This is a genomic window from Planotetraspora phitsanulokensis (genome assembly GCF_016863295.1).
In the GTDB taxonomy this organism is placed as follows: Bacteria; Actinomycetota; Actinomycetes; order Streptosporangiales; family Streptosporangiaceae; genus Planotetraspora; species Planotetraspora phitsanulokensis.
Genome location: NZ_BOOP01000008.1, coordinates 147392 through 171578 on the forward strand (window position 1 = coordinate 147392; position 24187 = coordinate 171578).

Here is a 24187-nt window from a genome sequence, read left to right on the forward strand (position 1 = left end):
GTTCGACGCCGGATGCGGGGTGGATTGCCCCAAGGGGGAAAGTCCCGGAAACAAGGAGCATGCGACGAGTCGCCTGGCGAATCGACCTGCGAGCATGCACCACACTGGAGGGATGAGCCTGCTCGGTCCGGTTGAGGTACGCACGCTGGCGAAGAAGCTGAACATCAGGCCGACGAAGAAGCTCGGGCAGAACTTTGTCATCGACGGCGGCACGGTGCGCAGGATCGTCCGGACGGCCGAGATCGCCCCGGACGACGTGGTCATCGAAGTCGGCCCGGGCCTCGGCTCGTTGACGCTGGCGCTGCTCCCCGAGGTCGCGCGGGTCGTCGCGGTGGAGATCGACCCGGTGCTCGCGGAGCAACTGCCGCTGACGGTGGCCGAGCATGAGCCCGAACGCGCCGACCGGCTGACGGTCGTGCACGCCGACGCCCTCCGGGTACGGCCCGCCGACCTGGGCGCCGAACCGACCGCGCTCGTGGCCAACCTGCCGTACAACGTGTCCGTCCCGGTCCTGCTGCACCTTCTGGAGGTGCTGCCGTCGCTGCGCCGGAGCCTGGTCATGGTCCAGTCGGAGGTCGCCGACCGGCTCGCGGCCTCCCCGGGGTCGAAGATCTACGGCATTCCGTCGCTCAAGGCCGCGTGGTACGCCGACGTCCGCAGGGCCGGACCGGTGGGCCGCAACGTCTTCTGGCCGGCGCCGAACGTCGACTCCGGCCTGGTCTCCCTCGTCCGCAGGGATCCGCCGGAGACGTCGGCGCCACGCGAAGAGGTCTTCGCGGCCGTCGACGCCGCGTTCGCCCAGCGGCGCAAGACGCTCCGCGCCGCCCTCGCGGCCTGGGCCGGTACGGCGTCCGCCGCCGAGGAGGCACTCGTCAAGGCGGGAGTCGATCCGCAGGCGAGAGGCGAGCAACTCGGCATCGAGGACTTCGCGCGCATCGCCGAGCACCGGCCGCCTCTCGAGACGGGCCCGGAGATGGAACCAGAGAAGGAACCCAAGGAACCCGAGACGGACCGGCTCGGCTAGCCCGCCACGGCGGAGCCGAAGTCCAGGAACTGCGTGCCCGCCGGCCCCGCCCGCTCAGGCGAGAGTTCGCGCAGGTTGCGGCCGCTCGCGGCGGTCGCCGTGGTCACCACGGCGACCGTTCCCGTGGTTCCCCGATCGGGAGCGCCGATCAGGAACCGGCCGTCCCCGAACGCGCTCACGCTCCATCCGAAGTGGTCGTACGGCTGAGGATCGTCCAGCGTCGTCATCAGCCCGGCGGAGCCGTTACCGAGTGGCACGACGTTCACCGCCCCGCTCTCCGGGGTGGTGGGCCCGCTTTCGCCGGGTGCCCCGACGAGGACGTACGGGCCGCTGATGGCCACCGACCAGCCGAACCTGTCGCCCGGATCGGGGCTGTCGCCCACGATGTCGAGCCCCTGGCGCAGTGTCCGCAGGTAGCGCGGACCTGAGTCGGTCACCTCGAAGAGCACGACGACCCCCGCGTCCCGCACCCCCTCCGGGTCCGCCTTGGGCGCGCCGACCGCCAGATAGCCCTGGTCGCCGTCCTTGCCGAACCGCAGGGAGTAGCCGAAGTCGTCGCCCGAGTTCGAGGGGATCTCGTCGGTGACGGTGGAGAGATCCCATTTGGCGCCGCGATACCGCGACGGGTGCGACGACACGTCGTAGACCACGGTGAGGCCTCCCGTGTCCGTCTGGCCGGATTCCTCCCTGTCCTCGAAGGGAACTCCCACCGCCAGGTCGGTGGCTCCGGGGGAGCCGCCCAGCCTGCCCAGGGTCACCGCCCAGCCGAACATGTCGCCGGGCTGGCCGATGCCCGGGACGCCGGGCGAGTTCTGTGTGATCCGCTGGGGCTTGCCCGCCTTGCGATCCTTGAGATCGAAGAGGTAGACGGCGCCGGAGTCGATCGTGTCGTCGGCGTCCTCGTAGGGTGCGCCGATCGCCACCAGACCGTCCCGTACGGCCACGGACCAGCCGAAACGCGCGGAGGATCGCGCCACGGGCGGCTTCAGCTCCAGCCGGGTGGCGACGCGGCCGAAGTCGGGCCCGCCCCAGTAGACGTAGGCGATGCCGGAGCCGTGCACCGTCGAGGAGCCGCGCCTGCCGTCCGCGAACGGGTTGGCGACGACCAGGTCCATGCACCGGTCGCCGTCGATGTGCCCGGGCCGGGCGATCCAGCCGGGCGTGCTCGCGTCCATGGCCTGGACGGCCGGGTCGAGGGGGGCGCCCGGCCTGCCGTGCAGAAGGAAGAGCCTTCCGCCACGCGCCGATCCGAAGCCGGCGAACGGGTCGCCGACCACGGCGTCGTCCTGACCGTCCCCGTCGAAGTCGAACTCGCCCGCGTCCGGGCATCTGTCCGGCTGAGGGGGCGTGGGCGGGCGGGTGTTGCCGGACCGAGGAGGCCGCGGGGGCGATCCCTGCGAGGGGATGACCAGCGTGGGGGTCGGTGTGGGATCGACCGAGACACTGGGCGTCGGCTCAGGGGTGATCGTCGGCGTGATCTCCGGTGTGGGATCGGGCGGCGTCGGCGGCGGCGGAGGAGAGGGAGACATGGCGGCGACGCAGGCCAGTGCGATAGCCGTGAGGACCAGGCGTCCCTTCCGCGTGCCGGTCACAGGCGCACCTCGATGTCGCCGCCACCCGTGATCACCGGTCCGACGAGCCGTACGGCCCTGCGGTCCGCGGGGAGCGTGTATTCCGTGGACAGGGTGAGCATGTCCCCGGGCTGGATGGACGCGGGGGAGTCCTTGACCGCCCGCACGGCGGCGCGGGTGACCCCCTGGTCGTCGACGAGGTCGAGCGGCCCGGCCAGGTCGATCTTGGTGGCCCCCGCGTTGAGCAGGACCCATTCGACGAGGCAGGACTGTCCCGCTCCCGCGGCGCTCCCGCAGGAGGGCCGCTGGACGACGAGTTGGACGTCGCCGATCTCGAAGCGCCGTCCGATGTCGCTCACCCGGGTGTTCGACGTGGGAGCCGCCGCCTCGCCCGGCCTTCCGGCTCGCAGCCCGATGATCAGGCCGGCGGCGATGACCGCCACGAGTCCCGCGGCCAGGAGGACGGCCGTCGGCGGTCTCCTCCGGCCTCTTCGGCGGGACGCCGGCACCGAGTCGGGAGCGGTAACGGGCAGGAGGTTCTGCGGCGGGTCCCACAGTTCCTCGATCGCCTCGGTCGTCCGCTCTTCCGTCTGCCCGCCGAGGAGGGCGAGCAGCAGTTCCTGCGCGGTCGGCCGGTTCCTGGGCCAGCGGTTCAGCGCCCGGCGCACGAGGTGGGAGAGACCTTCGGGCAGGCCGGTGAGGTCCGGTTCGGTCTCCAGGATGCGGTGGGCGAGGACCATGGGAGGGCCCTCGCCGAAGGGATGGCGGCCGGTTCCCGCATAGGCCACCAGGCAGCCCCACGTGAAGACGTCGGCCGGCGGCCCCACCGGGTTCGCCTGCAGGTGCTCGGGTGCCCACCAGCCCGGCGTGCCGACGACCTCGCCCGTCTTGGTGTGCCCGTGGGTCGCGTCGACGGCGCGGGCGATGCCGAAGTCGATGACCCGGGGTCCCGACATCGACAGGATGACGTTGGCGGGTTTCAGGTCCCGGTGCACCAGGCCGGCCGAGTGGATCGCGGTCAGCGCCGCCGCGACCCCGAACGCGACGCCGTGCAGGGTGGTCGGCTCGAGCTTGCCGTACGTCGAGATCTGCCGGTCGAGCGGTGTGCCGGGGATGTACTCGGTGACCATGTACGGCCGGCCGTCCGCGGCCTCGCCGTGCCCGATGACCTCGGCGGTGCAGAAGGAGGCCACCGCCTGCGCGTGCTCGACCTCCGAGTGGAACCGCGAGGTGAAGTCGGGGTCCTCCGAGTACTCCCGCCGGACGACCTTCACGGCGACGAGCCGGTCGTCGTCCCCGGAGCCGAGGTAGACCGTTCCCATGCCGCCCGTGCCGAGCCGCCCGAGCAGCGTGTAGCCGCCGATGGCGGCCGGGTCGCTCGGGGACAGAGGCGCGCTCGTCACGCTGGGGCCGTCTATCGGTGTGCTCCATTTGACCGGGGGGATCATTCAAACCGTACCGTTTTGATGTACGGCTTTCGCCCTCATTTAGGAGGATCCGTTGGCCGGTCGCAGGTCCAGGCCACGTTAGGCTCGGGTCCCGTGGCCGTGATGACAGGACGAGTCGGGGAGGCGGTGAGCGGGCGATGAGCGAGATCACCGTCCGGGTGCCCGCCAAGGTCAACCTCCAGCTGGCCGTGGGCCCCCTCCGTGATGACGGCTTCCACGATCTGGTGAACGTCTTCCACGCGGTGTCGCTGTTCGACGTACTGACGGCGACCGAGCCGTCCACGTCCTCCGGGACGCTGACCGTCCGGGTCGAGGGCGAGTCGGCGGACAGCGTGCCGACGGGCGAGGACAACCTGGCGTCGAAGGCGGCGCTCGCCCTCGCGGCGCGGGCCGGCCGCTCGTACGGCGCCGACCTGCTGATCCGCAAGACGATCCCGGTGGCGGGCGGCATGGCCGGGGGCAGCGCGGACGCCGCGGCCGCCCTGGTGGCGTGCAACGAGCTGTGGGGCCTCGGGCTGCCGGTCGAGGAACTGATGGAGATCGGCGCCGACATCGGCAGCGACGTCCCGTTCGCCCTGCTCGGCGGCACGGCGGTCGGCAGGGGCAAGGGCGAGTTGCTCACGCCGGTCGAGACGGGCGGCACCTTCCACTGGGTCTTCGCCCTTGCCGACGGCGGCCTGTCCACGCCGAAGGTCTACGGCGAGTGCGACCGGCTGCGCGAGGCCGCGGGCGAGGAGGCCGCCTGGCCGGTCGCCAGCGAGCCGCTCATGGCGGCGCTCCGCGACGGCGACGCGAAGGCACTCGGCCTGGCGCTGGTCAACGACCTGCAGCCCGCCGCGCTCGCGCTGCGGCCGTCCCTCGGGCGGACGCTCGACGCGGGCCGCGACGCGGGCGCGCTCGGCGCGATCGTGTCCGGCTCCGGGCCCACGTGCGCCTTCCTGGCCGACTCCGGGGCGCACGCCGCCGAGGTGGCGCTCGCGCTCACGGGCGCCGGGGTCTGCAGGTCCGTAGTGACCGCGTCAGGGCCCGTCCCGGGAGCCGTCGTCGCCGGATAGGCTTTACGGGCGATGAACCTGGTCAATCTCGAGTCAGTCTCCCAATCCTTCGGGCCCAAGCCCCTGCTGTCCGGCGTCTCCCTCGGCATCGAGCAGAACGATCGGATCGGTGTCGTCGGCCGCAACGGCGGCGGCAAGACCACACTGATCTCGATCATCGCCGGAGAGCTGAAGCCCGACACCGGACGGGTCACTCACAACCGCGGTCTGCGCGTGGGCACGCTGTCCCAGCGTGACGACCTCGATCCGGCGGCCACCGTGGAAGATCTGGTCCTCGCGGACAGGGCGGAGCACGAGTGGGCCGGAGACCCGGCCATCCGGGAGATCCTCGCCAACCTGCTCGGCGACATCGACCTTTCTGCCGAGGCGGCCGCGCTGTCCGGCGGCGAGCGACGCCGTACGGCCCTGGCCAGGCTGCTCATCGGCGAACACGATCTGATCGTTCTCGACGAGCCGACCAACCACCTCGACATCGAGGCCATCGCCTGGCTCGCCGCCCATCTGTCGCAGCGCAAGTCGGCGCTTCTGGTGGTCACGCACGATCGGTGGTTCCTCGACGCGGTGTCGACCCGGACCTGGGAGGTCGTGGACGGGGCCGTCGAGCGGTACGAGGGCGGGTACGCCGCCTACGTCCTGGCCAAGGCGGAGCGGGCCCGGATCGCGCAGGCGGCCGAGGACCGCAGGCAGAACCTCATGCGCAAGGAGATCGCGTGGCTGCGGCGTGGGCCGCCCGCCCGGACCTCCAAGCCCAAGTTCCGCATCAACGCCGCCGAGGCTCTGATCGCGGACGTGCCGCCGGCCAGGGAGACCGTCGAACTGCTGAAGTTCGCCTCCGCGCGGCTGGGCAAGACCGTGTACGACCTCGAGGACGTGACGCTTCACGCGGGCGGCCCCGGCGCGGGCCCGCTCGTGCTCGACCACTGCACCTGGCAGTTCGGTCCCGGTGACCGGATCGGCCTGATCGGGGTCAACGGCTCGGGGAAGTCGTCGGTGTTACGCCTGCTCTCGGGGGTGATCGCGCCCGATTCCGGCAAGCTCGTCGAGGGCAGGACCGTGCGCCTCGCCCACCTTTCGCAGGAACTGGCCGAGCTCGACCCCCGGCGGCGCGTGCTCGAGACGGTGGAAGAGGTCCGCAAGTACGTCACCGTCGGCAAGAAGGAGTGGTCGGCGTCCCAGCTGCTCGAGATCCTCGGGTTCAAGGGCGAGGCCCAGTGGAAGGTCGTCGGCGACCTGTCCGGCGGCGAGCGGCGGCGTCTCCAGCTGCTCCGGCTGATCATGGATGAGCCCAACGTGCTGCTTCTCGACGAGCCGACCAACGACCTCGACATCGAGACGCTGACCGAGCTGGAGGACCTGCTCGACGCCTGGCCGGGCACGCTGGTCGTGGTGAGCCACGACCGGTACTTCCTTGAGCGGGTCGCCGACCGCTGCGTGGCGCTGCTGGGCGACGGCAGGTTGTCGATGTTGCCGGGCGGCGTGGACGAGTATCTGGAACGCCGGGCGGCCGGGGCGGCTCTGTCCGCCCGCGCGGCCACGGCGAGTACGGCGGCTCCCGCGGAGGTCTCCGCGACCGCCCCGGTCGGAGTTCCCCCGGGACTGTCCGCCAAGGAGTTGCGGGAGCTCCAGAAGGAGCTGAGCCGGCTGGAGCGGCAGCTCGACAAACTGGGCGAGCGGGAGACGAAACTGCACGCCGAGATGGCCGCGGCCGCCAGCGACTTCGAACTGCTCGGCAAGCTCGACGCGGAGCTCCGCGAGGTCGGCGCGCAGAAGGACTCGGTCGAGCTCGAATGGATGGAACTGGCCGAACGGCTCGATTCCGCCTCCTGACGGCCGACGAGCCCCGGTCCGGCCGCCTGATCGCGGCCGGACCGGGGACCGTGCGCACACACCCTCAGGCATGATCACGCTGAGGGCTGGGTCAGGCGGGGGAGCGGTAGATGGTGGGGGGTGGCGTGTTGGGTTGGAGTTCTCGTGCGTTGCCTTCGCCGGCGGGCCATAACGACCTGAACGTCTGGACGCCCTTTCGCCCGGCCTCGGCCCGCTGACCGAACACGATCCAGTTCACCGGCTGGAAGTAGGTGCCCTCCTCGTCGGGTGTGGTGAGCGAGCCCGTGTAGCGATAGGTCGTCCGCTCGGCGGGCAAAAGTTCGCGAAGGCGGATATTTCGGATATCTCTGGATGTTCCTAAAGTCGGGGGCGATGTGAGGAGCCGGTCGTGCTCGGAGGTCCGGCCGTCCTCTCTCCGGTCCAGCAGGACGGAGAGCACGGCATAACCCCGTTCGCCCGCGGTCTTCTCGTGCACGAAGTGCGCCTCGACGGGCGCGAACGGCTCACCTGCGAATCTGTGCTCCGCGTGACCGTGGAAGTGCACGTTTCGCAGGTCGTATCGTTCGCCGCCGAGAGTGATGTACGGCCGGGCGCCCTTGTCTCCGATGACGAATCTGATGTCGTCGTGCTCGCTCGGCCGGCCTCCGACGGGAGCCTTGTCCTGGAAGACGATCGTTCCGTCCACGCTGGGCGGATAGTGGATGACGAGGTCTGGGGTGGCGCGCCGGCAGGCGGCCGAACGGTCGATCTCCACGGGTGACTGGACGGCCGCGCCGGTCCCGGTGCGTCCGCACGGCGGGGGCTTGTGCGCCGTCACGTGGACGGGGACGGCGAACGGGGCGAGGCCGATGACGACAGCCGTCGAAACGGCGGCGAAACGAGGAAGCATGCGCGGGGAACCCCTCAGTGGTCGGCACCGAATGGGCGCAGAGCAGGAGCCTCTTTGCTCGCATCCGGGGGGATATGCGTGGCATTTCAACCTTTATAGATTGCCGACCACTTGACACCAATGTGTCATCAATCACAGGGTTAATCTGTCAATTGGGCCTTGCGTATTTCAGAGAAAACGGCGATAAGTCGCGCTATTCCAAGGAGTGCTCGCGCTGAGCACCGAACACTGAGAGCCCGAGCGCCGAGCATTGAGTGCCCAGCGCGGTGAAAGGAGATCGGGAAAGATCCGGGAAACCGCTAGTGGGGTGCGTCCCCTGAGGCGTCGAACGGAACGAGCAGCGTGCGCAGGAGTCCGGCGAGGACCTGCTGTTCCCCCTCGTCCAGCCCGGCCAGAAGTTCCCTCTCGCGGCGGAGCAGGTCGGCGAACGCGGCGTCCACCCGCTCGAGCCCGGCAGGGGTCAGACGCACCAGCACGCCGCGACGGTCCTCGGGGTCGGGGCGCCGCACCACGAGGCCGGAGGCCGCCAGTCGGTCGATCCGGTTGGTCATCGTGCCGGAGGTGACCAGCGTGGCCCGCAGCAGAGTGCCGGGGCTCAGTTCGTACGGCTCGCCTGAACGGCGAAGCGCGGTGAGAACGTCGAACTCCCACGACTCGACGCCCTGGTCGGCGAAGGCGGCACGCCGCTCGCGCTCCAGGTGCCTGCTCAGCCGTGAGACCCGGCTCAGCACCTCAAGCGGCGCGACGTCCAGGTCGGGCCTCTCCTGGTGCCAGGCGGCGACCAGGCGGTCCACCTCGTCCTCGACGGGCCTCGAGAAGGTCATGGGCAGAGTCTAGCTTTCTTGACGTCGAGATATCTTCCGCGATATCGCTTATCTTGATATCAAGATAAGCCTCGGGGAGGATTGTTGATGGATCACGATATCTGGGACCCGGCCGTCTATAGAGCGTATGCCGATGAGCGTTCGCGGCCCTTCTTCGACCTCGTCGCGCGCGTGGGCGCGGAAAGGTCCGGATACGTCGTCGACCTGGGCTGCGGCAGCGGGGAGCTGACCGCGTCGTTGTGCCGGCGCTGGCCCGCCGCGCAGGTGCACGGGGTGGACTCCTCGCCCGCGATGATCGAGGGCGCGCCGCCCGGGCCCACGTTCGAGGTGGCGGACGTCCGCGAATGGCGGCCCGATCGTCCCGTCGACGTGCTCGTCTCCAACGCCGTGCTCCAGTGGGTGCCCGGGCATCTCGATCTGCTCGAGCGCTGGGTCGGCGATCTGGCGGAGGGCGGCTGGCTGGCCTTCCAGGTCCCCGGGAACTTCGGCTCGCCGAGCCACTCGATCATCCGGGAGCTGTGCCGTACGGAATGGCGGGACCGGCTGGGCGACCTCGTCCGGGGAGCGCCCGTCGCCGAGCCTGTCGAATACCTCCGCCGGCTCGCCACCCTCGGCTGTGCGGTCGACGCCTGGGAGACGACCTACGTCCACGTGCTCCAGGGCGAGGACGCGGTGCTCACCTGGGTCAGGGGCACGGCCCTGCGGCCGATTCTCGACCGCCTGTCCCCCGAGGAGCGGGAGGCCTTCCTGGCCGAGTGCGGCGCGCGTCTCCGTGAGGCCTACCCGCGCGAGCCGTACGGCACGGCGTTCCCGTTCCGAAGAATCTTCGTGGTCGCCCATAAATAGCCGAAAAAGCATATATTCCATTTAGGGTGGAAATATCGCGTCAAATAGGGTCCCGATGCTAGGGGTGATCATGACGATCGAGATCGAAGACAAGTTCGACGTGCCATCCGAGTTCGGCTTGCCGGATCTGAGTGATGTCAAGGGCTGCACCGAGGTGTCCCAGCCTCTCAGCCATCGCCTCGTCGCGCTGTACTTCGACACCCCGGACCTGCGGCTGGCCGCACGCGGGATCACTCTGCGCCGCCGTCGTGGCGGCGACGACGAGGGTTGGCACCTCAAGCTGCCCAAGGCCAAGCGTGCCAGGCAGGAGATCACTTTCCCGCTGACGCGCAGCGCCAAGACCGTGCCGCCGGAGCTCGCGGAGCTCGTCCTCGCCTACACCCGGGGCGCGGCGCTCGCCCCCGTCGCCCAGTTGGAGACGCGGCGGGGCGTCACCCGGCTCCTCGGTCCCGAAGGCCAGGAACTCGTGGAGGTCGCGGACGACCGCGTCAAGGGGACCGTCTTCGGCGACGAGCCCCGCGTCGTCCGATGGCGCGAGGTCGAGGCCGAGCTGAAGGACGGCGACCGCGACGTGCTCAGGCGCGTCGGCAAACGCCTGCGCAAGGCCGGGGCGACCCCCGCGGACGCGAGCAGCAAGCTGGCCCGCCTGCTCGGCGACGTCCCGGCCAGGCCGGAGACCGCGCTCACCCCCGGATCGGCGGGCGAGGTCGTCGTCGCCTACCTGAGAGGCCACGTCAAGGCGCTCACCGCCCAGGACCCGCGGGTCCGGCGGGCCGAGGAGGACGCCGTCCACCAGGCGCGGGTCGCCAGCCGGCGGCTGCGGAGCGCGTTCAAGGCCTTCAAGTCGCTCCTCGGCGACACCACCGCGCTGCAGGACGAGCTGAGGTGGCTCGGCGAGGTGCTGGGAGAGGCGCGTGACCTGGAGGTCATCCGGGACAGGTTCGCCCACCGCCTCGACGCCCTCGACCCCTCGCTGGTCGTGGGGCCCATACGCCGGCGGTTGGGAGACGACCTGCTGGCGAAGGAGCACGAGGCCTACGGCAGGATCCGGGAGGCGCTCAGCGGCGAGCGGTACTTCGCGCTGCTCGACGGCCTGGAGGAGTTCGCCGCCCGCCCGCCGCTGACCGATCTCGCGGCCAGTGACGGGGGCAAGGCCCTGGAGAAGATCGCGGACAAGAACTGGAAGCGGGTCGGCGACGCCTACGACGCCGCGCAGGCCATGGAGGACCCCGACGAGCGCGAGATCGCCATGCACGACGTCCGCAAGGCGGCCAAGCGGGCCCGCTACACCGCGGAGGCGGTCGGGCTGTCCGAGTTGGCCACGCGGGCCGAGACCGTGCAGGAGGTGCTGGGCAGGCACCAGGACGGCGTGGTGGCCCAGGGCGTGCTCGAGACCGAGGCCGAGGCCGCCCGCGGCGCGGGCGAGGACACCTTCACCTACGGAGTCCTGGTCGGCCTGGAGCACGCGGCGGCCGACCTCGCCCACGAGCAGTTCCCCGACGTGTGGGCGAAGGTCAACTGACCCCGCCCACCGCCGGCGAGGCTCACGTGATGTGACGCTCGACGCTCACGAGCCGCCCGGCCGCCCGGTTCAGCACGGCGAACGCCCCCTTGCCGAGCTGGGCCTCGGCCGGGTCGTCCCCCAGGCGGCCCTCGCAGGACATCGCCAGCAGCTCCGGCAGCACCTTGCCGTGGCTGCACACGACGGACGACTCGCCCGAGTCGGCGAGTTCGCTCACCAGCCGCTCGGCGGCGCGCGGATCGTAGCCGTCCTCGGACAGCGCCCGGTCCTCGCGCACGCGCATCCCCAGGCCGTCGGCGTACGGCTTCAGCATCTGGACGCAGCGCAGGCTGGGCGAGCTGACCAGCGCCGACGGGCGGTAGGCGCCGAGCACCGCCGTGAAGGCCGCCGACTGCGCCCACCCGGACTCGTCGAGCGGGCGGAGGTCGTCGTCGCCCTTCCACTCCTGACGGGATCCGGCCAGGCCGTGCCGTACGAAGATCAGGGGCACGGTCGCGAGCGGCAGGGCGGTCAGCGACCTGAGGAGTCCCGCGTCCCACTCGTAGGTCAGCCGGCGCCGGGCCTCGTCCAGCGACAGCCAGACGACCTCGTCCACCTCGTCGCCGAAGGGGAAGTCCTCGGCCACGCCGACGGCCCGCGCCGCCCAGTAGTCCACCCGCTTGAGGCGGCCGTCCTTGAGGTAGTGGTTGGGCGGCAGGGGCCGCCCGAACACCACGTCGAGCCCGGTCTCCTCCCGCACCTCGCGCAGGGCCGCCGCGATCACGTGCTCGCCGGACTTGAGCTTCCCCTTGGGAAAACTCCAGTCGCCGTACTTGGGCCGGTGAACGAGGGCGACCTCGGGGTCGGCCTCGTCACCGCGCCACACCACGGCTCCGGCCGCGCGGACCACGTCGGTCATGCCGGTGGAGCGAACCACGGGTTCGGACATGTCCACCCCTCAGTCCAGGCTGGTCGAATCGTCCACGGCCCGCCAGCGCCTGCGCGCGATCAGATGGTGCTGCAGATCGATCTCGCCGCTGTGACGCAGCCACTTCCCGTCGGAGTTCAGGGACCAGGCGGTCGTGGCGTCGCTCATGGCGAGGTCGAGGAGGTCGGACAGGTACTCGCGCTGCTGCCCGCTGGTCACCCGCACCAGCGCCTCGACGCGCCGGTCCAGGTTGCGGCGCATGAGGTCGGCGCTCCCGATCCATAACTCCGACCGGTCGCCCTCGCCGAACTCGTACACCCTCGAGTGCTCGAGGAAGCGGCCCAGGATGCTCCTGACCCGGATCGTCTCCGACAGGCCGGGGATACCCGGCCTGAGCGCGCAGATTCCGCGGACCCACAGATCGACCGGCACGCCGGCCCGCGACGCCCGGTAGAGCGCGTCGATGAGCGGCTCGTCGACGATCGAGTTGGTCTTCATGCGGATCCGCGCCGGCCGGCCGTTCCGGTGCTGTTCGATCTCCCCTTCGATCCTGGACAGCAGGCCCTGCCTGAGCGAGTCGGGCGCGACGAGCAGCCTGCGGTAGTCCTCCTGGATCGAGTAGCCGGTGAGGTGGATGAACAGGTCCGTGACGTCCTCGCCCACCTGGGGGTCGGCCGTCAGCAGGCCGAAGTCCTCGTACTGCCTGGCCGTCTTGGGGTTGTAGTTCCCGGTGCCGATGTGGCAGTACCGCCGCAGCTCGCCGTTGGCCTCCTGCCGGACCACGAGGGCCAGCTTGGAGTGCGTCTTCAGGCCGAGCACGCCGTAGACGACGTGGCAGCCCGCCTTCTCCAGCTTGCGCGCCCAGGAGATGTTCGCGTGCTCGTCGAACCTGGCCTTGATCTCCACGACCACGACGACCTGCTTGCCGGCCTCGGCGGCGTCGATCAGGGCGTCGACGATGGGAGAGTCGCCGCTGGTCCGGTACAGCGTCTGCTTGATCGCCAGGACGTCCGGGTCGGCCGCCGCCTCCTCCACGAACCGCTGCACACTCGTGGCGAACGAGTCGTACGGGTGGTGCAGCAGGATGTCCCGCTCCCGCAGCGTGGCGAACAGGCTGTCCTCGGCGCTCACGGCCTCCGCCGGCACGAACCGGTTGAACTTCAGCTCGCTGCGGTCGAGGTCGGCGATGGCGTGCAGGCCGGTCAGGTCCAGCGGGCCGGGCAGCCGGTAGATCTCGTGGTCGGCCACCCGGAGCTCGTCGACGAGCAGTTCGAGCACCTCGGGAGTGATGGTGTCCTCGACCTCCAGGCGCACCGGCGGTCCGAATCGCCGATGCCGGAGCTCCCGCTCCAGCGCCTGCATCAGGTTCTCCGTGACGTCCTCGTCGACCTCCAGGTCCTCGTTCCTGGTCACCCTGAAGGCGTGGTGCTGGACGATCTCCATGCCCTTGAAGAGCTCACCCAGATGGGCGGCGATGACGTCCTCCATCGGCACGAACCGGTCCTGCGACGCCGAGACGAACCGCGGCAGCTGCGAGGGCACCTTCACCCGGGCGAAGACCGTGTTCCCGCTGATCGGGTTGCGGACGGTCACGGCGAGGTTGAGAGAAAGGCCGGAGATGTACGGGAAGGGGTGGGCGGGGTCCACCGCGAGCGGCGTGAGCACGGGCCGGATCCGCGCCTGGAACAGCTTCCGCAGCGCCGTCCGCTCGTCCTGGCCCAGGTCGTCCCAGCGGACGATCTCGATCCCCTCCGCGGCCAGCTGGCGCAGCACGACGTCGTGGAAGACGCCGGCGTGCCGCCGGGCGAGCTCGTCGGCGATCGCCGCGATCCTCGTCAGCTCCTCGCTGGGCTTCAGGCCGCTCTTGGTCCGCAGGAGCAGGCCGGTCGCCATCCGGCGCTTGAGTCCGGCCACCCGGACGCGGAAGAACTCGTCCAGGTTGCTCGCGAAGATCGCGAGGAACCTGACGCGCTCGAGCAGCGGGACGGACGGGTCCTCCGATAACTCCAGCACACGTTCGTTGAACTGGAGCCAGCTCTCCTCTCGGTTGAGGAACCGATCCTGCGGCAGCGGCGCGTCCTCGGGCAGGGTGACATCCTCGGGTTCAGGGACGGAAGCGAATTCGGCGGACATATGACAAAATATGCCCTAATTATTTGAACGGTACGTTAACTGCGACGCAACGAAATCGTCAGGGCACCCTGTCGGTCTCGGTGTCCGTCGCATCCGCCGTGGTCTCCGGCCCTCGCGACCGGGATTCCGGCTGCGCCCGCTGCAGCTCCCGCTCTTCGCGCTCCCGCTGCCTGTCCCGCTCCTTCTGCTCGCGCTCGCGGGCCCTCTCCAGCTCCTTCTCTTCGCGTTCGCGAGCCTTCTCCTGCTCCCGCTGCTCGCGTTCGCGGGCCTTCTCGAGGTCCTTGATCTCGCGTTCGCGGGCCTTCTCCTGCTCGCGCCGGATCTTGTCCTGCTCTTTGATCTCGCGTTCGCGGGCCTTCTCCTGCTCCCGCTGCTCGCGTTCGCGCGCCTTCTCGAGGTCCTTGATCTCGCGTTCGCGGGCCTTCTCCTGCTCGCGCCGGGCCTTCTCCTGCTCCTTGAGCTCTCGCTCGCTCGGGGGCCGGACAGGCGGCGGCCGCACGTCCACCGCGGGCGTCAGCACGAGGCCGCGCGAGGCCGAGGTCAGCCCGGGGTTCGGGTCGAGGCCCGTGAGACCGTTCCAGGAGAGGTTCACCAGGTGCGCGGCGACCTCCTCGCGCGGGGGCCTGCGCTCCTCCAGCCACCACTGGCCGGTCAGCGCGGTCATCCCCACCAGCATCTGGGCGTACATCGGCGCGAGGCCGGGGTCGTATCCCCGCTCCCTGAACTCGTCGGCGAGCACGTTCTCCACCTGGGCGGCGATGTCGCTGATCAGGCTCGCGAACGTGCCGGTGCCGGAGGCGGCGTGGGAGTCTCGGACCAGGATCTGGAATCCCTCGCTGCTCTCCTCGATGTACTGCAGGAGGGCGAGGGCGGCACGTTCCAGCTTCACTCGCGCGTGCGAGGCCACCAGCGCCTGCGTGACCAGGCTCAGCAGTCGCTGCATCTCCCGGTCGATGACGACCGCGTAGATGCCCTCCTTGCCGCCGAAGTGCTCGTACACCACGGGCTTGGAGACCTGTGCGCTCGCCGCGATCTCTTCGACGGACGTGCCGTCGAAGCCCTTCTCGGCGAACAGGGTCCGGCCGATCTGGATCAGTTGCTCGCGCCGTTCCGCGCCAGTCATGCGCTTGCGGGATCGGGAGGAGTCGCTCACGGTTTCAATCATGGCCTGTCCGCGTCCGCCGGCCGTCTTCCCCCGTACGGCTTTCGCGGGTTGGGCGCGCACCGCTTCGCGGGGCACGGGTGGGATCTGTGCGCGTACGGCCACCAGCGTCGCCCTGGTGAGGGGTAACGCGACGGCCGACGTCGGGTCTTCGTCGACGGGGGCGTGAAGTGGAGACGACAGGGCCGCCAGGTCGACGACGGCGGCCCTGTCATCGGTATGTGAACCGTCAGGCAAGACGCTTCGCCGCCAGGCGCTCAGTGGTGGGCCAGCGCACGTCGTGCGCCCAGCCGAGCTTCTCGAACAGGCGGATCGTCTCGGCGCTCAGGTCGAGCTGGCCCTTGAGCGCGCCGTGCCGGGCGCAGGTCGGGTCGGCGTGGTGCAGGTTGTGCCAGGACTCGCCGAAGGACGGGATGGCGAGCCACCACACCTGGCGGGACTTGTCACGCGCCTCGAACTGCTCGTCGCCGAAGACGTGGCAGATGGAGTTGATGGACCAGGTGACGTGGTGCAGCAGACCGATGCGGACGACCGTGCCCCAGAACAGCGCGGTCACGACGCCGTGCCACGACCAGGTCAGCAGGCCGCCGAGCACGCCGGGCAGCAGGAGCGAGACGAGCGCCAGACCGGGGAACCACTTGTGCAGCTTGATGATGTCCGGGTCCTTGGCCAGGTCCGGGGCGTACTTCTGCCGGTTGACGCGCTCCACCTCGAACAGCCAGCCCATGTGCGCCCAGAGCAGCCCCTTGGACAGGGCCCAGACGCCGGTGCCGAAGCGCCAGGGCGAGTGCGGGTCGCCGTCCTTGTCGGAGAACTTGTGGTGCTTGCGGTGGGCGGCGACCCAGTCGAGCGCGGACATCTCGAGCGAGAGGCTGCCCGCGATCGCCAGGGCGATCTTCAGGGGGCGCTTGGCCTTGAAGGAGCCGTGGGTGAAATAGCGATGAAAGCCGACCGTGACTCCCAGACCGGACACAGCGTAGAAGACGAAGGTGATCGCCACGTCCGTCCAACCCAGACCCCAGCCCCAGGCGAAGGGCACCGCGGCGATGACCGCGAGGATGGGGGCTCCGACGACGATGCCGAAGATGATCAGGTCGCCCACGGACTTGCCCTTGGGCTCGAAGTCCGGTTTGGGCTGCGGTGAGGGCCGTTCGGTCAGGACGGTCATGGGCTACCTCGCGTGTGGGGAAGATGTCTGGCTACGCCACCGTAACCTACGCCATCGTAAGTTAGGAATTTCCCTGGACAGAATGTGGGGAAGGTGACGGTCCCACGTACATCTGGTGGCGAATCCACGTCTTGCTGGAACGGTGTGCGATCTGCTAACGCGTGTTCCTCGGCGACACGGGATCCGGTTCTGCCGGGCTGTGGATATGGGCTGGTCTGCCCGAAAGCGTTGGCCTGGTAACCGCTCCTCGACGAAACGCCGCCGGCCAGATCCGGATGATCGGCCACTCGCGTCTTGGCGTCACAGATCCGGGGGGATCGGTATCGTAGGAGGCGGCTCGCGGCCGGGATCACCCGGCGTTCGCCATTCCTTTCCGGCGTTGGGTAATTGGCAGCCCGCAGGGTTTTGGTCCCTGTTGTCCAGGTTCGAGTCCTGGCGCCGGAGCTCAACGGAGGATCCGGCGATTGAGGGTGGGGCTGGATTCGATCTCAGGCCCGACAGGTAAGCTCACCTTGTCGAGCGGGTGACCGTGCGGTGCCCTGTGGGTGGCCGCCCGTGATCCGGAAGCCGACTCGTCTCTATCGTGACGCCGAGGGAGCCTCAGTCCGTGAGTGTGCCGCGTCCGGCTGCCGTCATCGTCCTCGCCGCCGGCGAGGGCTCTCGGATGAAGTCGAACACCCCCAAAGTCCTCCACGAGATCTGCGGCCTCGCGCTCGTGGACCACATGCTCGCCGCGGCCCGCGGCCTTGATCCCGAGCAACTGGTCGTGGTCATCGGACACGCCCGTGACCAGGTCGAAAGTCACCTCGCCGGCACAGCGCCCGATGCGCGCCCGGTCGTCCAGGACAAGCAGAACGGCACCGGCCACGCCGTGCGAACCGCCCTCGAGGCGGTGGGCGACATCAGGGGAACCGTCCTGGTCACGTACGGCGACACGCCTCTGCTGCGCACGCAGACCCTCGCGGCGCTGCTGGACAGGCACGCGGCCGACGGCAACGCGGTCACCGTCCTGACCGCCGAGGTCCCGGACCCGACGGGGTACGGACGGATCATCCGCGACGTCGGCGGAGCCGTCCTGGAGATCGTCGAAGAGAAGGACGCGACCCCCGAGCAGCGGGCGATCCGCGAGATGAACTCGGGGGTCTACGCGTTCGACGGGGCCCTCCTCGCCGACGGGGTCAAGCGGGTCGGCGCCGCCAACGCGCAGGGCGAGGAGTACCTCACCGACGTTCTGGCCATCCTCCGCGAGGACGGCCACCGGGTCGGGGCGCACGTCGCGAGCGACTACGTCGAGGTGGAGGGCGTGAACGACCGCGTCCAGCTCGCCTTCGCCCGCCGGGTGCTCAACGACCGGATCCTCCACGCGCACATGCGGGCCGGCGTGACCATCGTCGACCCCGCGAGCACCTGGATCGACGCCGGGGTCAGGCTCGAGGCGGACGCGGTGATCCACCCGGCGACCCAGCTCCACGGTGCCACGAGGATCGCGTCGGGGGCCGAGGTCGGCCCGTCGACGACGCTGACGGACACCGTCGTCGGCGCGGACGCCGTGGTGCGCTACGCGGTCTGCGACCGGGCCGAGATCGGCCCGCAGGCTTCCGTCGGCCCCTACGCCTACCTCCGGCCGGGCACGGTCCTCGCGCGCAAGAGCAAGATCGGCACCTTCGTCGAGGCCAAGAACTCGTCCGTCGGCGAGGGGTCCAAGATCCCCCACCTGTCGTACGTCGGCGACGCCACCATCGGGACGGGCTCCAACATCGGCGCGGCCTGCGTCTTCGTGAACTACGACGGGATCAACAAACACCGCACCCTCGTGGGAGACCACGTGCGGGTGGGCAGTGACAACATGCTGGTCGCTCCGGTGAGCATCGGCGACGGCGCCTACACCGCCGCCGGCTCCGTCATCACGGGCGACGTCCCCCCGGGGGCGATGGCCGTGGCCAGGAGCAAGCAGCGCAACATCGAGGGGTGGGTCGTCCGCCGCCGCCCGGGTACGGCATCGGCCAAGGCGGCCGAGCAGGCCGCCGCCGGGCGTGACGAAGAGGCGGAGCCGGAGACGGGCGCGGAGTAGTCGCGAGACACAGGTCCGAGTGGTCACGAGAGCGGCATCGCCTTACGGCGTGCGGCTGCCGTGGCATGGACCGGCACGGCAACGGTAATGAGAACAAGGCGCGGTCCGACCGCGTAACGCCCCCAGGGGCAGGCCAGGAGGACACCGTGATCAAGCACGGCGAGCGAGCAGGGCGACGTGAGGTCGCGCTGCGTGCGCGTTACGAAGCGACCCGTGACGAAACGGCCGGCCGGGGGGCTCGGCAGTCGAGGAGCATGGCATGAGCGGCAAGAAGACGATGGGTGAGCGGAACCTGATGTTCTTCTCCGGGCGCGCCCACTCCGAGTTGGCCGACGAGGTGGCGGCGAACCTCGGCGTGGAGATCACGCCCACCGCGTTGCGTGACTTCGCCAACGGCGAGATCTACGTGCGCTACCTGGAGTCGGTCCGCGGGTGCGACGCCTTCGTGATGCAGAGCCACACCGCGCCGATCAACCAGTGGATCATGGAACAGCTGATCATGGTGGATGCGCTCAAGCGTGCGTCGGCCAAGCGGATCACGGTCATCATGCCGTTCTACGGCTACGCGCGGCAGGACAAGAAGGGCCGCGGGCGAGAGCCGATCACGGCCAGGCTGATGGCGGACATGTTCAAGCAGGCGGGCGCCGACCGGCTGATGTCGATCGACCTGCACACCTCGCAGATCCAGGGCTTCTTCGACGGTCCGGTGGACCACCTGTTCGCGATGCCCGTCCTGATCAACTACCTGAGGGGCAAGCTCGACCCGGCGACCACGACGATCGTCTCGCCGGACACCGGCCGCGTACGGCTGGCGGAGCGCTGGTCCGACTCGCTCGGCACGCCGGTGGCGTTCATCCACAAGCGCCGCGACCTCGACGTGGCGAACCAGGTGAAGGTGCACGAGGTGGTCGGCAAGGTCCAGGGCCGGACCTGCGTGCTGATCGACGACATGATCGACACCGGTGGCTCGATCTGCAAGGCGGCCGACGCGCTCTACGAGCACGGTGCGACCGATGTCATCGTGGCGGCGACGCACGCGGTGTTCTCCGACCCGGCGGTGGACCGTCTCAAGAACTCGCGGATCTCCGAGGTGGTCGTGACGAACACCCTGCCGATCCCGGTGGAGAAGAGGTTCGACAGCCTGACCGTGATGTCGATCGCCCCGCTGCTCGCCCGTGCCATCACCGAGGTCTTCACCGACGGCTCCGTCACCAGCCTCTTCGAAGGCGACAGCTAGCAAGAAGCCCGTAAGGGGCGCCGAAGGGGTGTGCTGAGCAGCCTTCCGGAGGCGAAGCAGGGAACACGTGAGGGGCGCGGCTGTGTCTGGACTGAGGAGTGAGGAAGTGAGGGACGAGCTTCCGAACGACGAGGGAAGACGCAGCCTCAAAGGCGCCCCGAACAGCTTCGCCGGAGGCGAAGCAGGAAAACACAGCTAGACTGTCCAGGCTGCGCTCGTAACGCCTACCGCTAGGGCGGATCAGGGGGAGCGCTCATCCATCCACGAGACATCCCTAGGAGATGTGCCATGGCCGAGGTTCGAATCGCCGCTGAGCTCCGCACGGAGTTCGGCAAGGGCGCCGCCCGTAAGATCCGCCGGGGCGACAAGGTCCCCGCCGTGCTTTACGGCCACGGCACCGAGCCCAGGCACCTGACCCTGCCGGGCCACGAGCTGCTGCTCGCGCTGCGTCAGGCCAACGTGCTCATCCACGTCGAGGGCGACGGGGTCGACGAGATCGCGCTGCCGAAGGGCGTTCAGCGCGACCCGATCAAGGGCTTCGTCGAGCACGTCGACCTGCTCCTGGTCAAGCGTGGTGAGAAGGTCACCGTCGACATCCCGGTCACCGTCTCCGGCGACGTGATCGGCGGCGGCATCCTCGACCAGCAGCTGATCGCGCTGTCCGTCGAGGCCGAGGCGACGCACATCCCGTCCGGTGTCGAGGTCGACGTCGACGGCAAGGACGTCGGCTTCGCCGTCCACGCCGGCGAGATCGCGCTGCCGAACGGCGTCACGCTCGTGGGCGACCCCGAGGCGCTGGTCCTGCACGTGATCGCGGCGCCGACCGCCGAGCTGCCCGAGGCGGGCGAGGTCGCCGAGGAGGCCGCGGAAGAGGGCGAGGCCGCTCCGGCCGAGGCCGCCGAGTAGCACCGATTGTGAGACAGTCCTCCACAGGGACCTCCTGTGGAGGACTTCTTCATGTGAGGAGACTTCGATGTCTGGGATCGCCGAGCCCGGTGACCAGCGATGGCTCGTCGTCGGCCTGGGCAACCCCGGGCCCGAGTACGCCGGGAACCGGCACAACGCGGGTTTCATGGTGGTCGACGAGCTGGCGGCCCGGATGGGGGGCCGTTTCAAGGTCCACAAGTCGCGTGCCGAGATCGTCGAAGGCCGGTCGGCCGGCGCGCGGGCAGTGCTGGCCAAGCCGTTGTCCTACATGAACCTGTCGGGCGGCCCGGTCAAGGCGCTGGCCGACTTCTACAAGGTCGCGCCCGCGAACGTGATCGTCGTCCACGACGAGCTCGACATCCCGTACGGCGCGCTGCGCACGAAGCTGGGCGGCGGCGACAACGGCCACAACGGCCTCAAGTCGATCACCAAGTCGCTGGGGACGAAGGACTATCCGAGGATCCGCTTCGGCATCGGCCGCCCGCCGGGACGGATGGATCCGGCGGCGTACGTGCTGAAGGACTTCGCCACGGCCGAGCGCAAGGATCTGCCGTTCCTCGTCGACCGGGCGGCCGACATGGTGGAGTCACTGATCACGAGCGGTGTCGAGGTCACTCAGAACCGGTTCCACGCGGGGGACCTCAACCCGGTGAAGCCGCCCCGCTGATCCCTGCCAGAGCATCAGGTTCTGGAACAGTTCGGCCTGCTCCACGGCGTCGTCCAGCGCGTTGTGGGTGTGGCGGCGGCTCGACCGCACCTCGCGCGGCATCTGCCGCTTGGTCGACCACGCGACGGGAACCCCCGCCTTCGCGGTGTAGAGGGTCTTGATGTCGATGCACCGGGAGTGGCCGAACGGGCTCTCCCCGGTGAAACGCAGGAAGTACCAGTACAGCCACATCCAGTCGTAGGCCAGCGGGAACGCCGCCAGCACGGGGAGATCCGCGCCGCACACCTTCCGGATCCAGTCCGCGGCGTCGGCCATGGCCTCGGCGGGGTCGCGTCCCTCCTCGACCAGCGCGTCGCGGTCGAGCCCGCTGACCGCGAGCGACTCGGCCACGAAGTCGTCGCTGATCGGCCGGAGCTCCGCGTAGAAGGTCGACGCCTCGGGGTCGGTCTTCTCGAATCGCCTTCCGGCCATCCTCCCCGCCACCGTCATGCCGAAGCTGATCATGGAATAGGGGCCGGGAATCGGGCCGTCGGCCTCGATATCCACAGAGATGTACGTTTCGGCTTTCACGAATTCTCCTCTAAGCCCCACCGGATGACCGCTAGCATTCCTCACTGTCAGTGACGGCGTTGTCACATGACGGTGCCAGGCGACAAGTGTGGAGGGTGCGTGCTGGACGGCGAAGTGTCAGTGGTCGCCGCCGGCCGGGCGCGGGTCGCGCCGGCGCATCCGACCCCGCGGCCGCCGCGGTGGGCGACCCGATACCGGTTCCACGCGGCTCTGTCCGACATGACGTGTGCCCTTCTGGCCGGGGTCGCCGCCGTACTGCTCAGGTTCGGCGAGGTTACTCCTTATGTGGCGCCGTATGTGGTGTTGAGCGGTGTGCTTCCGCCCGTGTGGGCCGCCATGATCTGTCTCAACCGGGGTTACGAACCCCGTCTGATCGGGGTGGGCTCCGAGGAGTTCCGCCGGATCGCCCAGTGCGGCTTCATTCTCATCGCGGCGGTCGCCATCACGGCGTACGTGACCAAGGCCGATCTCGCCCGCGGTTACGTCGTCGTGGCGCTGCCGCTCATGACCGTCCTGACCCTTCTCGCCCGGTACGGCTTACGCCGCCGGCTGCACGGTCGCCGGCGCCGCGGTGAGGACTGCATGCGCCGGGTGGTGGCGGTGGGTCATCGCGCGGGCATCGCCGAGCTGACCATGAGGTTCCGGCGCGAGCGCTACCACGGGATGGAGATCGTCGCGGCCTGCCTCCCCGCCGAATCGTCCGGGGAGATCGAGGAGGTCCCCGTCCTGGGCGACTTCACCGACGTGCCCCTCGTCGTGCAGCAGATGGGGGCGGACACCGTGGCGGTCCTCGCCTGTCCCGAGCTCGACGGCACGGCCCTGCGGAGGCTGGCCTGGCGGCTGGAGCGGACCCGGACCGACCTCGTCGTCGCGCCGGCGCTGATGGAGGTGGCGGGCCCGCGCACCACGATCCGGCCGGTGGCGGGGCTTCCCCTGCTCCACGTGGAGCATCCGGATCTCGCCGGCGCGCGCCAGCTGATCAAGACGGCCTTCGACCGGATCGTCGCGGGGGTCGCCCTGGTTCTGCTCGCCCCGTTGATGCTCGTCGTCGCGATAGCCGTACGGGCGTCGAGCCCCGGGCCGGCGCTGTTCCGGCAGACGCGCGTCGGGAAGGACGGCGTGGAGTTCACGATCCTGAAGTTCAGGACCATGCGGAACGACGCCGAGGCCCGCAGGGTGGAGCTGGTCAACGAGGGCCACGGCCTGCTGTTCAAGATCCGTCAGGACCCGCGGGTCACCCGCATGGGCGTCTGGCTGCGACGGCACTCGCTCGACGAGCTGCCCCAGCTGATCAACGTACTTCGAGGTCACATGTCCCTCGTGGGGCCGCGCCCGCCGCTGCCGGAGGAGGTCGCCCGCTACCGCGACGACGTCCGCCGGCGCCTGGTCGTGCGCCCCGGGATGACCGGCCTCTGGCAGGTCAACGGCAGGTCTGATCTTTCCTGGGAGGAATCGGTACGGTTGGACCTGCGTTACATCGAGAATTGGTCGCTGATGCTGGATCTGCAGATTCTCTGGAAGACCTGGTCAGCGGTCGCGGGCGGCGCGGGAGCTTACTGAATGACGATTAGGGACGACCACGCCCTCGCGGGGGACCTCGCCACCGAGGCGGGGGAGCGGCTGCTCACGCTCCGGGTCGAGCACGGTTTCGCCGACCAGCGGGCGCTGAAGGACGCGGGCGACCTCATGTCGCACCGCTACCTCACCGAGGCCCTGCAGCGGCTCCGGCCGAGCGACAGCGTGCTGTCGGAGGAGGCGACCCGCGAGGAGCGGATGGATCCGCGCCGCCTGTCGGCCGACCGCGTGTGGATCATCGACCCGCTCGACGGCACCCGTGAGTTCTCCGAGGAGGGCCGGTCCGACTGGGCCGTACACGTGGCCCTGTGGGAGAGAGGCCGACTGACGGCCGGCGCGGTGGCGCTCCCGGCGCAGGGCAGGACGCTCACGACGGCCGCCCCTCCCGTGATCGCCGAGCGCGGCGAGCGGTTCCGGATCGCGGTCAGCCGCACCCGCCCCCCTGAGTTCGTGCGGAAACTCGCGTTCCTCGCGGGCGCCGACCTCGTACCGATCGGCTCCGCCGGGGCCAAGATCTCGGCCGTCCTCACCGGCGAGGTCGAGGCCTACGTCCACGCGGGCGGCCAGTACGAGTGGGATTCCGCCGCGCCGGTCGCCGTGGCGCTCGCCGCGGGGGCGCACGCCAGCAGGATCGACGGCTCGCCGTTGGTGTACAACCAGGCAGACCCCTCACTGCCGGATATCCTTGTTTGCCTACCGGATCTGGCGCCAACGTTGCTCGCCGGCATCCGTGACCTTCATCGCTAATCTCCCGGAGGAAGCAC

At 69.8% G+C, this 24187-nt stretch carries 20 protein-coding genes and 1 tRNA gene; 12 read left to right on the forward strand and 9 right to left on the reverse strand.

Features of this window, described 5'->3' with window-relative positions:
- Positions 1-112 precede the first annotated feature (112 nt).
- The gene (gene rsmA, locus Pph01_RS10550; protein ID WP_239116573.1) at positions 113-1024 is read left to right on the forward strand and encodes a 16S rRNA (adenine(1518)-N(6)/adenine(1519)-N(6))-dimethyltransferase RsmA; all 912 of its coding nucleotides are present in this window, start codon (positions 113-115) and stop codon (positions 1022-1024) included.
- Here rsmA and Pph01_RS10555 read toward each other — a convergent pair.
- Positions 1021-2616, reverse strand: coding sequence for an FG-GAP repeat protein (locus Pph01_RS10555; RefSeq protein ID WP_204072841.1), 1596 nt, complete (start codon positions 2614-2616; stop codon positions 1021-1023). The two genes, rsmA and Pph01_RS10555, sit on opposite strands and share 4 nt — an antisense overlap.
- Complete coding sequence (locus Pph01_RS10560; RefSeq protein WP_239116574.1) at positions 2613-3998, reverse strand: serine/threonine protein kinase; 1386 nt, start codon at positions 3996-3998, stop codon at positions 2613-2615. The genes Pph01_RS10555 and Pph01_RS10560 overlap by 4 nt, the downstream gene beginning before the upstream one ends.
- 182 nt (positions 3999-4180) lie before the next feature.
- On the opposite strand from Pph01_RS10560, the gene Pph01_RS10565 reads away from it, so the two are divergent.
- Both Pph01_RS10565 and Pph01_RS10570 read left to right on the forward strand, forming a co-directional pair.
- Entirely contained in the window at positions 4181-5098 is a 918-nt protein-coding gene (locus tag Pph01_RS10565) for a 4-(cytidine 5'-diphospho)-2-C-methyl-D-erythritol kinase (RefSeq protein WP_204072843.1), read from the forward strand.
- A gap of 12 nt (positions 5099-5110) precedes the next feature.
- Complete coding sequence (locus Pph01_RS10570; protein ID WP_204072844.1) at positions 5111-6925, forward strand: ABC-F family ATP-binding cassette domain-containing protein; 1815 nt, start codon at positions 5111-5113, stop codon at positions 6923-6925.
- 91 nt (positions 6926-7016) lie between these two features.
- Here the strand turns inward: Pph01_RS10570 and Pph01_RS10575 are convergent, their stop codons facing one another.
- Positions 7017-7814, reverse strand: coding sequence for a carbonic anhydrase family protein (locus tag Pph01_RS10575; protein ID WP_204072845.1), 798 nt, complete (start codon positions 7812-7814; stop codon positions 7017-7019).
- 299 nt (positions 7815-8113) lie between these two features.
- Positions 8114-8638, reverse strand: a complete 525-nt coding sequence (locus tag Pph01_RS10580) for a MarR family winged helix-turn-helix transcriptional regulator (protein ID WP_204072846.1) — start codon at positions 8636-8638, stop codon at positions 8114-8116.
- An 87-nt stretch (positions 8639-8725) separates the two neighbouring features.
- Here Pph01_RS10580 and Pph01_RS10585 point away from each other — a divergent pair, with 87 nt between their 5' ends.
- Positions 8726-9484 carry a trans-aconitate 2-methyltransferase gene (locus Pph01_RS10585; protein ID WP_239116575.1) on the forward strand — a complete coding sequence of 253 codons (759 nt, stop codon included), beginning with the start codon at positions 8726-8728 and terminating at the stop codon, positions 9482-9484.
- A 70-nt stretch (positions 9485-9554) separates the two neighbouring features.
- Positions 9555-11006, forward strand: a complete 1452-nt coding sequence (locus Pph01_RS10590; protein WP_204072847.1) for a CYTH and CHAD domain-containing protein — start codon at positions 9555-9557, stop codon at positions 11004-11006.
- Positions 11007-11028: 22 nt separating this feature from the next.
- On the opposite strand, the gene Pph01_RS10595 is transcribed toward Pph01_RS10590, so the two are convergent.
- The 4 genes from Pph01_RS10595 to Pph01_RS10610 all read right to left on the reverse strand — a co-directional run bounded on the left by Pph01_RS10595 (position 11029) and on the right by Pph01_RS10610 (position 16376).
- On the reverse strand, positions 11029-11934 hold the full coding sequence (locus Pph01_RS10595) for an NUDIX hydrolase (RefSeq protein WP_239116576.1): 906 nt from the start codon (positions 11932-11934) through the stop codon (positions 11029-11031).
- 9 nt (positions 11935-11943) lie between these two features.
- Positions 11944-14046, reverse strand: coding sequence for an RNA degradosome polyphosphate kinase (locus tag Pph01_RS10600; protein WP_204072848.1), 2103 nt, complete (start codon positions 14044-14046; stop codon positions 11944-11946).
- A 58-nt stretch (positions 14047-14104) separates the two neighbouring features.
- Positions 14105-15199 carry a TetR/AcrR family transcriptional regulator gene (locus Pph01_RS10605; RefSeq protein WP_239116577.1) on the reverse strand — a complete coding sequence of 365 codons (1095 nt, stop codon included), beginning with the start codon at positions 15197-15199 and terminating at the stop codon, positions 14105-14107.
- Positions 15200-15437: 238 nt separating this feature from the next.
- Positions 15438-16376 (reverse strand): acyl-CoA desaturase, encoded by a 939-nt coding sequence (locus Pph01_RS10610; RefSeq protein WP_204072849.1) that lies wholly within the window; start codon positions 16374-16376, stop codon positions 15438-15440.
- Between the two features lie 372 nt (positions 16377-16748).
- On the opposite strand from Pph01_RS10610, the gene Pph01_RS10615 reads away from it, so the two are divergent.
- From Pph01_RS10615 to pth, 5 genes are all read left to right on the forward strand, one after another.
- A tRNA-Gln gene (locus tag Pph01_RS10615) sits at positions 16749-16820 on the forward strand.
- A gap of 163 nt (positions 16821-16983) precedes the next feature.
- The gene (gene glmU / locus Pph01_RS10620; RefSeq protein WP_204072850.1) at positions 16984-18447 is read left to right on the forward strand and encodes a bifunctional UDP-N-acetylglucosamine diphosphorylase/glucosamine-1-phosphate N-acetyltransferase GlmU; all 1464 of its coding nucleotides are present in this window, start codon (positions 16984-16986) and stop codon (positions 18445-18447) included.
- Between the two features lie 259 nt (positions 18448-18706).
- Positions 18707-19684, forward strand: a complete 978-nt coding sequence (locus Pph01_RS10625; protein ID WP_204072851.1) for a ribose-phosphate diphosphokinase — start codon at positions 18707-18709, stop codon at positions 19682-19684.
- A gap of 288 nt (positions 19685-19972) precedes the next feature.
- Positions 19973-20590: a 50S ribosomal protein L25/general stress protein Ctc gene (locus tag Pph01_RS10630; protein WP_204072852.1), complete on the forward strand. Its 618-nt coding sequence runs from the start codon at positions 19973-19975 to the stop codon at positions 20588-20590.
- Positions 20591-20657: 67 nt separating this feature from the next.
- Positions 20658-21278 carry an aminoacyl-tRNA hydrolase gene (pth, locus tag Pph01_RS10635; RefSeq protein WP_204072853.1) on the forward strand — a complete coding sequence of 207 codons (621 nt, stop codon included), beginning with the start codon at positions 20658-20660 and terminating at the stop codon, positions 21276-21278.
- On the opposite strand, the gene Pph01_RS10640 is transcribed toward pth, so the two are convergent.
- Positions 21198-21848, reverse strand: coding sequence for a 3'-5' exonuclease (locus Pph01_RS10640; protein ID WP_204072854.1), 651 nt, complete (start codon positions 21846-21848; stop codon positions 21198-21200). The genes pth and Pph01_RS10640 overlap by 81 nt on opposite strands.
- 219 nt (positions 21849-22067) lie before the next feature.
- Here Pph01_RS10640 and Pph01_RS10645 point away from each other — a divergent pair, with 219 nt between their 5' ends.
- Positions 22068-23408, forward strand: a complete 1341-nt coding sequence (locus Pph01_RS10645) for a sugar transferase (RefSeq protein ID WP_239116626.1) — start codon at positions 22068-22070, stop codon at positions 23406-23408.
- Positions 23409-24170: a 3'(2'),5'-bisphosphate nucleotidase CysQ gene (locus tag Pph01_RS10650; protein WP_204072856.1), complete on the forward strand. Its 762-nt coding sequence runs from the start codon at positions 23409-23411 to the stop codon at positions 24168-24170.
- Positions 24171-24187 lie beyond the last annotated feature (17 nt).

What these genes read in the sequence shown, in the direction of transcription:
- rsmA (WP_239116573.1), top strand. Translation starts at nt 113, where the DNA reads ATGAGCCTGCTCGGTCCGGTTGAGGTACGCACGCTGGCGAAGAAGCTG.
- Pph01_RS10565 (WP_204072843.1), top strand. Translation starts at nt 4,181, where the DNA reads ATGAGCGAGATCACCGTCCGGGTGCCCGCCAAGGTCAACCTCCAGCTG.
- Pph01_RS10570 (WP_204072844.1), top strand. Translation starts at nt 5,111, where the DNA reads ATGAACCTGGTCAATCTCGAGTCAGTCTCCCAATCCTTCGGGCCCAAG.
- Pph01_RS10575 (WP_204072845.1), bottom strand. Translation starts at nt 7,814, where the DNA reads ATGCTTCCTCGTTTCGCCGCCGTTTCGACGGCTGTCGTCATCGGCCTC.
- Pph01_RS10580 (WP_204072846.1), bottom strand. Translation starts at nt 8,638, where the DNA reads ATGACCTTCTCGAGGCCCGTCGAGGACGAGGTGGACCGCCTGGTCGCC.
- Pph01_RS10585 (WP_239116575.1), top strand. Translation starts at nt 8,726, where the DNA reads ATGGATCACGATATCTGGGACCCGGCCGTCTATAGAGCGTATGCCGAT.
- Pph01_RS10590 (WP_204072847.1), top strand. Translation starts at nt 9,555, where the DNA reads ATGACGATCGAGATCGAAGACAAGTTCGACGTGCCATCCGAGTTCGGC.
- Pph01_RS10595 (WP_239116576.1), bottom strand. Translation starts at nt 11,934, where the DNA reads ATGTCCGAACCCGTGGTTCGCTCCACCGGCATGACCGACGTGGTCCGC.
- Pph01_RS10600 (WP_204072848.1), bottom strand. Translation starts at nt 14,046, where the DNA reads ATGTCCGCCGAATTCGCTTCCGTCCCTGAACCCGAGGATGTCACCCTG.
- Pph01_RS10610 (WP_204072849.1), bottom strand. Translation starts at nt 16,376, where the DNA reads ATGACCGTCCTGACCGAACGGCCCTCACCGCAGCCCAAACCGGACTTC.
- Pph01_RS10625 (WP_204072851.1), top strand. Translation starts at nt 18,707, where the DNA reads ATGAGCGGCAAGAAGACGATGGGTGAGCGGAACCTGATGTTCTTCTCC.
- Pph01_RS10630 (WP_204072852.1), top strand. Translation starts at nt 19,973, where the DNA reads ATGGCCGAGGTTCGAATCGCCGCTGAGCTCCGCACGGAGTTCGGCAAG.
- pth (WP_204072853.1), top strand. Translation starts at nt 20,658, where the DNA reads ATGTCTGGGATCGCCGAGCCCGGTGACCAGCGATGGCTCGTCGTCGGC.
- Pph01_RS10645 (WP_239116626.1), top strand. Translation starts at nt 22,068, where the DNA reads ATGACGTGTGCCCTTCTGGCCGGGGTCGCCGCCGTACTGCTCAGGTTC.
- Pph01_RS10650 (WP_204072856.1), top strand. Translation starts at nt 23,409, where the DNA reads ATGACGATTAGGGACGACCACGCCCTCGCGGGGGACCTCGCCACCGAG.